1 protein-coding gene is annotated in these 224 nt (G+C 45.5%); it reads left to right on the top strand.

The genetic code is table 11. The features are described from left to right. The coding region (locus QN379_RS23590) for a hypothetical protein (RefSeq protein ID WP_323507787.1) at nucleotides 1–224 on the top strand (224 nt) is incomplete at both ends.

The following is a 224-nucleotide window of genomic DNA, read 5'->3' as shown; positions in this document are numbered from 1 at the left end:
GCGTTTAACGGGCAATATTATTTTGCGATGCATAACCTGACCGGCATGGGTTACAACGGCTTCAAGATGGTCGAAGGCAAAAACGATCAGCCGGGGACTATCACGATTAGTTTATATCCCGAACAGGTGAATAGCCTCAATCAAGCCTATGACGCATTGCAGGAATCGATCTACGGTTCGCTGTTATTGCAGACACGGTTTAAGTCGTTGATTGATCAGATTGA

Source organism: Glaciimonas sp. Gout2, assembly GCF_035018905.1.
Classification (GTDB): Bacteria; Pseudomonadota; Gammaproteobacteria; order Burkholderiales; family Burkholderiaceae_D; genus Glaciimonas.
The sequence above is the reverse complement of the archived record's forward strand: the minus strand, read 5'-3'. Positions and strand labels throughout refer to the sequence as shown.